Below are 1,331 nucleotides of genomic sequence, written 5' to 3' on the forward strand. Positions count from 1 at the left end.
AACACCTATTGGTGCAGCCTTGGTGGGCCGGGCTTCTTCGACGGGAGAGGCTCGGCGGGATCGTCGGGTGACTCGGAGAACACGTGCCGAAAGGCTTTCCGTTGAGATGTCCACGGCGGTCCACAGGGCGAGAGCCCTGGCCGGGAGTGACTTGATAGAAGCCTGCTGAGCCGTCAACTCGCAATAGGTCTGTCCCTTGGCCAGGGCCCTCGCGTCTGTCCCGTCATCCGCGACAGCAGACAAGAGGACAACTCGATGGTGACAGTGGGGATCGACCCGCACAAGCACGTCCACGTCGCAGTGGCCGTCAACGCTGACGGCAGGCGGCTGACCAGGCCGTTGACCGTCAAGAACGACGCGAACCTGATCGGCGTCCTGCTCAAGTGGATCCGCACGGTCGCCGACGGCTCCCCTGTCACCTGGGCCATCGAGGACGGCCGTGGCTTCGCCCGCCGCCTGGCCGACGGCCTGCTGCGGACGGGCCACGATGTGGTCTGGGTCCCCACCAGGCTGATGTCCGCCCACCGCAAGCTCCACGCCGCCACCGGCTCGAAGTCCGACCCCGTCGACGCTGCCGCGGTCGCCCACGCCGCGATCGCCACCCCCGGCCTGGACCGTCACCGCATCGATGACCGCGTGCGCGAGCTGCGCGTCCTCGTCGACTCACGGGCCGACCTCGTCCGACGCCGCACCATGGTGATCAACCAGATCAAGGCATACACCCACCTCTGGCTCGATCACACACCGGGCGACCTCACCCGCCGGCCCGGCATGACTTCGCTGACCGCGCTGGTGGACACCACGGACATGAGCGTCCACGTTCGCCGGGTCTTGACCGAGATGATCACGGAGATAGACGAGCTGAACAAGCGTGTCCGCGGACTCGAAAACACGATCCGGGAACTGGTCACCCCACTGGCACCCGCGCTCCTGGAGATCACCGGGATCAGTCACGTCTCCGCGGCGGTCCTCCTCGCGGAGATCGGCGACATCACCCGCTTCACCAGTTCAGCGAAGCTCGCCCGCTACACCGGAGCCGCACCGATCCCGGTCTACTCCTCCGACAAGGAACGCTACCGACTGCACCGAGGCGGCAACCGGCGGCTCAACAGCGTGCTCTACACGACGTCCATCGTCCAGCAGCGATTCCACCCAGGGGCACGAGCACTCCTGGCCCGCCACGAGCCGACCAAGGGAGCCCGCGGAGCCCGGCGCATCCTCAAACGCCACCTGATTGACGTCATCCACCGCGCCATGACCCAAGACCGAGCCTCCTGGCAGCACCACGTCACCCAACACCAGCTCGCCGCTTGACATAGAAGCGTCAACGG

At 66.6% G+C, this 1,331-nt stretch carries 1 protein-coding gene; it reads left to right on the forward strand.

Annotated features, from left to right (window positions below; all coding sequences use genetic code 11):
* Nucleotides 1-255: 255 nt before the first annotated feature.
* Complete coding sequence (locus tag LQ326_RS47175) at nt 256-1,314, forward strand: IS110 family RNA-guided transposase (RefSeq protein WP_234545378.1); 1,059 nt, start codon at nt 256-258, stop codon at nt 1,312-1,314.
* Nucleotides 1,315-1,331 lie beyond the last annotated feature (17 nt).

Source organism: Streptomyces shenzhenensis (assembly GCF_021462265.1).
Taxonomy (GTDB): domain Bacteria; phylum Actinomycetota; class Actinomycetes; order Streptomycetales; family Streptomycetaceae; genus Streptomyces; species Streptomyces shenzhenensis.